Here is an 8,554-nt window from a genome sequence, read left to right on the forward strand (position 1 = left end):
GTCACTCGCCTCCCTGCGTGCGCAGCACGGACGCGAGCTGCGGCGGCCGGCGCAGCGCGAGCGCCGCGATGATCAGTACGGGGGTCAGGGCGACGCCGCCGAGCAGCAACGCCACCTGTGACGGCGGAAGCTGGATCAGCACCTCGGGCACGGGCCGGGACGCGTCCCCGGTCAGCACGATCAGCGGCACCACGGCCCGGGTCAGGAACGCGCCGAGCGCCGCGCCCACGAGCAGTCCGATCGCGACGAGCACGCCCTGCTCGGCGGCGACGAGCCGGGTCAGCCGGCGGCGGGACGCGCCGAGCGCGGTGAGGACCGCGAACTCGTCGCCGCGTTCGCGCAGCGAGCCCACCGTGTTGACCGCGAAGCCGACCGCCGCGAGCGCGGCCGCGACCAGGGCCGCGGCCGACAGGGCGGACTGCGGGCCCGCGCCCAGCGGGTCGTCGCGCAGCGCGTCCACCAGCTCGGCGCGCGCGGTCACCTGCGAGGCGTCGACGCCGGGCAGATCCCGCGCGGCCGCGGCGGCGCGCGCGTCACCGCCCGGCTTCGTGGTCAGCCACCACTCGTCCGGGTCGAGCGCCGGGTACCCGAGCTCGGTGAGGGCGCGGTTCGCCGCGTGCAGGTCGAGGAGGACGGCTCCGCCGTCGCGCTCGGGGTCGGCGGCGCCGGTCGTCGGCAGGGCACGGACCGATCCGGCGATCCGGATCCGTACGGTGCCGGTGGGCACCGGCAGGTCCATCGTGTCGCCCTTCTTCAGGTCGGCCGAGGCCAGGAACCGGTCGGTGGCCACCGCGGGGACGGTGAGCGCCACCTGCCGGCGCACCGTGAGCCGCACCGTCGTGCTCGGCGTCGCCACGAACCATCCGGCGTCCTCGGCGGAGACGAACCCGGTGTCGTACGTGAACGCGAGACCGGAGCCGGCCCGCTCCGCGCGCGGCGCGGTCGCCGGGGCGTCCGCCGCGGAGGCCGGGTCGTCCCCGCCCGTCGTGCCCTCGGGGTCCGGCAGCTGAGTGCGCCAGCGCGCGGCGGACAGGTCGAGCGGCTCCTCGGCCCCCGCCGCCGTGCGGGCCCGCACGGACCGCAGGGTGACCCGCTGCGAGGCGTTCTCGCCGATGTGCTGCTCCGTCACGAACTCCAGGCCTGTCAGGCGCAGCGGGTACGCGGCCCGGCCCAGACCGGTGTCGAGCCGGTGCTCGCGGCCGTCGACCGGGAGCTTGCCGAGTGTGAGGCGGTAGGGCAGGCCGAAGCGGTCCACGACGGTGGCCGCGACCGCCGTCGTCTCGCCGGGCGGCGCGCCCTTCCCACCGGAGACGGTCTTCGCGCGCAGCGCGAACGAGAGGCTCGCCGCGTCCTTCGGCACCGGCGCCCCGGGGTCGGCGGAGCGCGCCGGACGTACCGCGCCGAGCACCTTCCCCGGCGTCGAGCCGGAGAGGTCGTCGCGCATCAGCATCCCGTCGTGGACGCGGGCCGTGTCCAGGGCCAGCGCGGTGCTGGTCCGGCCGCTCTGCAGCGGGACCTCGACGCGCCGCGCGGGCGCCGCGTCCTCGACGCCCGGCACCGCCGGATACGCCGCCGCCTGCGCCATGCCGGGCTCCGTGCCCTGCACCCGCACCGACGCGCCCGCCCGGAAGTCCGCCTGGTCCCGCTGCGAGCGGTCCCACGAGGCGCCCTGGCCGACCGCGAGCATGCCCATCGCCGAAGCGAGGACGAGGAGCAGCACCGGGCCCGCGCCGCGCATCGGGCGGCGGCTGAACTGCCAGCCCGCGAGCGCCGTCGACAGACCCCGGCCGCGGGCGGCGCCGCGCTCCGCGAGCCGCGCCACCGGCGGCAGCAGCCGCAGCGTGAGGACGGTGCCGGCGAGCAGCGCCAGCGCGGGCGCCACCACGAGCAGCGGGTCGATGCCGAGACTGCCCTTGCTGTCGCTGCTCAGCGCGCCCGTGCCCGAGGTCTGCTGGTCCAACTGCCAGTAGGCGACGGCCGCGACGACCAGCAGGCCCACGTCCGCGCCGGCCCGCAGCGGCGCCGGCAGCGCCCTGGCCCGGCCGCCGCCGGGACCCTGCGCGGTCAGCGCGGGCAGCGTCACCGCGAGCGCGCAGCCCACCGCGACGCCGATGCCGACCAGCCACACCGAGGCGGCGCCCACCCCCACGTCGAGCTTCAGGCCGATCCGGGACAGGGCGCCCTGCGCGGCGACGAGCCGGGTCAGCGGGCCCGCGAGCAGCGGCGCGCACACCGCGGCGGGCAGCGCGAGCAGCAGCGCCTCGCGGGCCGCGAGCGAGGCGATCCGCCCCCGGGAACCGCCGCGCGCCCGCAACGTCCAGGTCTCCCCGGCCCGTTCGGCGCTCAGCAGCCGCGCCACGAGCAGTAGCGCGTACCCGGCGAGCAGCACCAGTTGCAGCGCCACGATCAGCAGGGTGGACCGTGACACGAGCAGGGCCCGCTCGGCCCGGGTCAGCACGTCGGGCAGCGAACCGGTGACCGTCACCGAACCGGCGAGCGCCGGGTCGTGCTCCAGTTGCCGGGTGCCCGCCCGCGCCGCGTCGCGCAGTGCGTCGATCCGCCCGGTGGTCACCGCCGAGAAGTCCGCGGTGGCCAGCCACGCCGACTCGCCCACGCCGACCCGGCCCCCGGACAGCACCGACGGGTCCGCCATCAGCGGCCCGTACGTCGTGAAGCTCACCTTCTGCACGCCGTGCCCGCCGAGCTCGTCGAGCGCCCAGTACGGGGACTGCGGGCGGGCCGGGCGGTAGACGCCGGTCAGTTCCACGGTGAGCTTCTTGCCGCCGAGCCGGTCGGTGAGGACGAGACGGTCACCGGGCGCGAGCTTCAGCTGCTGCGCTGCGGCCTGGGGCAGTGCCGCCTCGACCGTCTTTCCGGGGACGGCCCGGGGGAGCCGGCCGTCGGTCAGCTTCACCTCGGAGCGGTCGAGGACCGCGAACCTGGTCAGATCAGGCCGGTCCCGGTCCGGTCCCGGCAGCGCGTACGCGCCCGACGACGTGAGCGACTGCCGGCGCACCGGAAGTCCGTCGAAAGCGCGGTCCGTGCCCTTGCGGACCGCGGTCGCGGCGGCGTCGCGGCCGGACACCGGCACGTCCGCCTTCACGACGAGCGCGGTCGTCGTCGCGTCCCGGGTGCGCAGCATGTGCCGCAGCGAGGCGTCGCCGATCGCCCCCGAGAACGCGCTGAGCATCGCGAGGACGGACGTCGTGAGCAGGACGGCGAGGACGGCCGCGGCCAGCAGCAGGCGGTGCGCCCGCACCCGCAGGAGGACAAAATCCCACACGCCAGCCGCCCCCGTATCCCCTGCGCTCTACGCCGTACATCCCCGAAAGTCTGTCCGGATGTTGTCAGAGGCGGTACGGATTGCGGAAGAGGTCTGGACCGGATCGTGACCGGAATGTGGAGCCCGTGTGCCGGAGATCGGGCGGAGGCGGTGCCTCCGCCCGGGGCGCGCGGGGCCGGGCGGGCTCAGCCGGCGGTGTTCACCATCGAGGCCGCCGCGTACGTCAGGTAGTTCCACAGCGTGCGCTCGTGCTCCTCGGACAGGCCGAGCTCGTCCACCGCGTCCCGCATGTGCCGCAGCCACGCGTCGTGCGCCGCGCGGTCCACCTGGAACGGCGCGTGCCGCATCCGCAGCCGCGGATGCCCCCGGTGCTCGCTGTACGTGCGCGGGCCGCCCCAGTACTGCATCAGGAACAGCACGAGCCGCTCCTCGGCCGGGCCCAGGTCCTCCTCCGGGTACATCGGACGCAGCAGCGGGTCCGCGGCCACGCCCTCGTAGAACCGGTGCACCAGGCGGCGGAACGTCTCCTCGCCACCCACCTGCTCGTAGAACGTCAGCTCCTGAAGCGTGTCGCGCGGGATCTCAGTCACCCGTCCATCGTCTCAGACGCCCCGGCCGAGGACTCGGGGCTTAGGACCCCGCCCGGCCCGGTCCCGGGGCTCGCCGAACCGTGGCCGCCGGGGCAGGGTGGACATATGGGTGCAGAGCACGCCGACGCCGAGGGCGGCGACAGCGACGGTGACCTCGCGGTCCGTGCGGAGCGGGCACGGGCCGCACTCGTGCGCGAGATCGAACTGAGCGGGGCCTTCGACGCCGATCCCCGCTGGCGGGACGCGTTCGCCGCCGTGCCGCGCCACCTCTTCGTGCCGTACTACATCGTCGGCGTCCCCGGCGGCTACGAGCGGCTGTGGGGGCAGGATCCCGACCCGCGGCGGCGCCTGCGCTGGCTGGAGGGCGCCTACGCGGACCAGCCGCTGGCCACCCGGATGCGGGACGGGGAGCTGATCTCCTCCAGCAGCCAGCCCTCGCTCATGGCGACGATGCTCGTCGAGCTCGGGGTGGAGGACGGGGACCGGGTCCTGGAGGTCGGCGCCGGCACCGGCTACAACGCGGCGCTGCTCGCGCACCGGCTCGGGCCCGACGCCGTCACGACCGTCGACCTCGACCCCGAGATCACCGAGTCGGCGCGGGCCCATCTCGCCGCCGCCGGGTACCGGGCGGTCGTCGTCACCGGGGACGGGGCGCGCGGGTGTCCCGAACGGGCGCCGTTCGACCGGATCATCGTGACGTGCGCGCTGCGCGGGGTGCCGTTCGTGTGGCTGGAGCAGTGCCGGCCGGGGGCACGGATCCTGGCGCCGCTCTCCACGGGGATCGTCGTGCTCACGGTGCGGGACGCGGGGTTCGCGCAGGGGAGGTTCCTGAGCACCTCGGCGTACTTCGTCGCCCTGCGGGGGGCCGGCGGCGGGGAGGCCGGATCAGGGTGGGCCGGCCGCCTGCCGAGGAGTCTCGTACGGGACGAGGTGTTCCGGTTCGTGCTCACGCTGGTCGGCGAGTACGGGGGTGTGGACGCGCGGGAGGTGCTCCGGGTGTGGGAGCGGGAGGGGCGGCCGGGGCGCGAGCGCTTCGGGGTGACCCTGGACCGGGGCCGGGCCTATGCGTGGCTGGACGATCCGGCGGGGCCGCATGTGTGGCCTCTGCGGGGTTCCGCATGAGGGGGCGGCTGCTCGGTCGCCGTGGGCGGGTGCGGCCCGGTGGGGGCTGGTCGCGCAGTTCCCCGCGCCCCTGAAATGCAGGCGCTGCGCGCCGCATTTCCCCGATCAAGGCGCAGGGCGCCTTTCATCTGGGGAAGGCGCGGCGAAGCCGCAGCCTTCCAGGGGCGCGGGGCTGTGTCCATCAGCGGCTCCGCCGCGGGGCGCGACCAGCCCCCACCGGCCGTCAGTCGACGAACCGGCCCAGAACGCTCAGCCGCGATGGATCGTGATCGTCGTCCACGCGCCCACGTGGACGCGGTCGCCGTCCTGGAGCGGGATGGGGACGAAGGGCTGGATGGGCTCGTCGCCGCCGTTGACCGTCGTGCCGTTCGTCGAGTTCTGGTCGACGACCGCCCACGAACCGTCCGGCTGCTGCACGAGCACCGCGTGCTGGTGCGAGACCCCGGGGTCCTCCGGCGGCACCGACAGGTCGATGTCCGGGGTGTCCCCGGTCGAGTGCCGGCGGCGGCCGATCGAGATCTGGTTGCCCACCAGCTCACGGCGCTGCTCCGGCGAGTACGCGGGCAGGTTCAGACCCGACGCCTCGGGACCGCTGCGCTGCATCATCGCCATGAAGTACTCGCGGTCAGGACCGATCGTCGCCGACCAGGTCACAGGGCCGGGCGGACCGGGCTGCGGCGCCGGCGGCATCGGCTGCTGCTGGAAACCATGGGGCGGCGGCGCGGGCGGGCCCGGCTGCTGCGAGGACGGAGGCGAGATCACCCAGTCGTCCCCGCCGCCGAAGGACGGGGCGGGCGGCGCGGGCGGACCGGGCGGGCCCGGCTGCACCGGCGCCGGGGGAGGCGGCTGCTGCTGGAAGGCCTGCGGGACACCGCCGCCCGTCGCGTGCGGACCCGGCGGCGGAGCCATCGGCCCCGAGGGGTCGCCCCCGAACGGGTTCGGCGGGATCGGCTCGGCCGGCCGGTTCACCTGCGACGGCCGCGAACCCTGGTACTCGTACGGGTCGGGCCCCTGCGGCGGCTGCTGGAAGCGCAGCGCCGGATTGGCGCCCTGAGCCCCCTGCGGGCCACCGGAGGTGTGCGGCAGCGGCGGGTTCGGCGCGGCCGGGGTGTACGACGTCGCCGTGTTCGTGAGGAAGTTCCAGCGGCACTCCTCGCAGAACGGCGCACCGCCCTCACGCGGCGTACGGCACTGCGGGCACAGTTCGGGCGCGCCCGGTCCGCCGCCCTGCGGCGCCTGCGGCACCGACGGGCCGGGATATCCGTAACCGGCGGCCGGGGGCGGGGGCGGCGGGGGCGGGGGCACGGCACCGGCCATGCGGTGACCGCAGACCTCGCACCAGTCGTCGGAACCCGACTGGTGTCCGTTCGGGCAGGTCGGCATGTCGGCGCTTCCCCCTCTCCTTCACGTGCCTGGCTGTCAGGCGTACTGCTCGTCGTCCTGCGTCAGGCGTGCTTCTTCAGGCTTGTTTCTTCACGCGAACCGTCTTGGTGGACCGGGTCTCGAGAGTCATCTCGTCGGCCTCCGCGACCTTCGCCTTCAATCGAACAGTACCTTCCGCGGCATCCACCACGTCCACCACCTTCGAAAGCAGCTTCGCGGTGTCCGCGTTTCCGGAGAGCGCCGCCAGCTGCACCGCGCGGCCCAGCTTCGCGGTCGCCCCGTCCACGTCTCCGGCCTTGCGGGCGTCCAGCCCCTGCTGGATGACCTGCGCCAGTTCGGCCTGGCCCGTGTAGTGCGCGACCTGCGGATTGATCGACGTGGACGCCGCCATGTCGTCCGTCCACACCGCCCGCACCAGCCCCTGCGACAGCGTCTGCGCCGTGCCGTCGGGCTGCGGGATCACCAGCGAGACCCGGGCCGCGAGCATCTCCTGGCCCAGCTCCGCGTTCGGCACCCGCACGCACACGTGGTAGTCGCGGGACTCGTCGCCCCACGAGCCCGTCGGATAGTCACCGGCGCGCGGGCCCGCCTCGGTGCGGCGGTCGGTCAACTCCTCGACCGCGGGCGCCACCTGCTTGACGAACGTGATCTCGGAGCCGAGCGGGGTCCACAGGCGCAGCGCCACGTCCGCGACCTCCTTGCCCATCGCCGTCTCCATCATCTGCGTGAAGTCCCCGGCCAGATGTGCCGGATCCGCGACGATGTCCGCCGTGCCGAGCAGCGCGGAGGCGATCCCTGTGACCTCTTTCACCTCCCAGTCGGTGCCGACCCCGCGCGCATCGCACGTGAAGCGGCCCGCGCAGTGGTCGAGCGCGGCCTTCAGGTCCTCCGGCGACTCGTGCTCGTTGCGCCCGTCGGTCAGCAGAATGCCGTGCCGCACCGCCGTCGGGGACACCTCGGGCGAGGACAGCAGCCGGTCGGCCAGCCGCAGCCACGTGCCGATCGCGGTGCCGCCGCCCGCCGACAGCTTGCGCAGCGCCTGCTTGGCCTGCTCGCGGGTGGCCGGGTCCGCGACGGCGAGCCGGCCGCCGCCCGGATAGACCTCCCGCGCCACGTGCGTGCCGTCGATCACCGCGAAGCGCACCCCGTCGCGCAGCGTGTCGATCGCCGCCGCCGACGCCTCGCGGGCACCGCGCATCTTCGTCGGCGGATAGTCCATCGAGCCCGAGCAGTCCACCATCAGCGCGACCGCCGCGTCCGGGCCCCCGCCCGCGCTGTACAGGTTCGGCGCCCCCACCGCGCCGCTCGCCGCGCCGACGGTGCCCCCGCCGGTGGACGTGACCGTGACGATCGCGTTGACGTCACGGCCGCCCTCCGGCAGGTACTCGTTCTGGTAGACCTCCACCGAGAACTGCGGGGCGTTCGATTTCGAGAAGTTGGCCATGTGACAAGTCCCCCTGCTGTATCAGGCCTTCTGTGGCAGACCGGATCAGGCCGATCCTGCCCCCGTCGGCGGGACGGGGAACGGCAGCACCGCCACTGTTACGTTGTCGTGCCCGCCGCCGTCCAGGGCGTGACCGACCAGAACCTGCGCCGCGTGCAGCGGCCGCGCCGCCGCGTCGGCCGGGACGGCCCGCGCCATGTCCTGCGCCGACTCCGCGTAGTTCCACAGCCCGTCCGTGCACACCACGACCACCCCGGGCCGGTCCGGCTTGAACGAGGCGGTGTGCGGCTCCAGTTCGTACGCGTCCGCGCCGAGCCAGCCCGTGATCGCGTGGGCCCGCTCGTCGGCGTACGCCTCCGCCTCGTTCATCAGACCGGCCGCCACCATCTGCGCCGCCCACGAGTCGTCCTCGGTGAGCCGGGCCGCGGGCGCGGTCCGGTCGTCCGGCACCCAGTAGGCGCGCGAGTCGCCGACCCAGCCGACGACGAGCAGCTCCTTGGTGACGACGGAGCCGACGAAGGTGCAGGCCGGCGCGTTCTGGTGCGGCTGGTGCTCGCGGGCCGTCTCGGGCTCCGCCGCCAGCGCGTTCACCGCGTCCGCCGCCGCCACGATCGCCTCGTGCAGCGCCTGCTGCGGGTGCGTGCCGCGCGGCAGGGACTCGTGCAGCGCCTCGTTGGCCGCGCGGGACGCGGCCAGGGACGCGTCGTCCGGCCGGGTCGCCGAGGAAACCCC

The 8,554-nt window shown here is 75.1% G+C and carries 6 protein-coding genes; 1 reads left to right on the top strand and 5 read right to left on the bottom strand.

What is annotated here, in order from left to right; translation table 11 throughout:
* Position 1: 1 nt before the first annotated feature.
* Positions 2–3,283 carry an FtsX-like permease family protein gene (locus ACFW9D_RS15755; RefSeq protein WP_384622239.1) on the bottom strand — a complete coding sequence of 1,094 codons (3,282 nt, stop codon included), beginning with the start codon at positions 3,281–3,283 and terminating at the stop codon, positions 2–4.
* Between the two features lie 185 nt (positions 3,284–3,468).
* Complete coding sequence (locus ACFW9D_RS15760) at positions 3,469–3,873, bottom strand: globin (protein ID WP_188338887.1); 405 nt, start codon at positions 3,871–3,873, stop codon at positions 3,469–3,471.
* A 105-nt stretch (positions 3,874–3,978) separates the two neighbouring features.
* Here ACFW9D_RS15760 and ACFW9D_RS15765 point away from each other — a divergent pair, with 105 nt between their 5' ends.
* Positions 3,979–4,995 (top strand): methyltransferase domain-containing protein, encoded by a 1,017-nt coding sequence (locus ACFW9D_RS15765; protein WP_384622242.1) that lies wholly within the window; start codon positions 3,979–3,981, stop codon positions 4,993–4,995.
* A 249-nt stretch (positions 4,996–5,244) separates the two neighbouring features.
* On the opposite strand, the gene ACFW9D_RS15770 is transcribed toward ACFW9D_RS15765, so the two are convergent.
* The 3 genes from ACFW9D_RS15770 to ACFW9D_RS15780 all read right to left on the bottom strand — a co-directional run.
* The gene (locus ACFW9D_RS15770; protein ID WP_384622245.1) at positions 5,245–6,378 is read right to left on the bottom strand and encodes an FHA domain-containing protein; all 1,134 of its coding nucleotides are present in this window, start codon (positions 6,376–6,378) and stop codon (positions 5,245–5,247) included.
* Positions 6,379–6,454: 76 nt separating this feature from the next.
* Positions 6,455–7,822 carry a VWA domain-containing protein gene (locus ACFW9D_RS15775; protein WP_188338890.1) on the bottom strand — a complete coding sequence of 456 codons (1,368 nt, stop codon included), beginning with the start codon at positions 7,820–7,822 and terminating at the stop codon, positions 6,455–6,457.
* Between the two features lie 45 nt (positions 7,823–7,867).
* Positions 7,868–8,554, bottom strand: a 687-nt coding sequence (locus ACFW9D_RS15780; protein WP_384622248.1) for a protein phosphatase 2C domain-containing protein, incomplete at its 5' end; no start/stop codon positions are given.

The organism is Streptomyces sp. NPDC059524, assembly GCF_042749255.1.
In the GTDB taxonomy this organism is placed as follows: domain Bacteria; phylum Actinomycetota; class Actinomycetes; order Streptomycetales; family Streptomycetaceae; genus Streptomyces; species Streptomyces xanthii.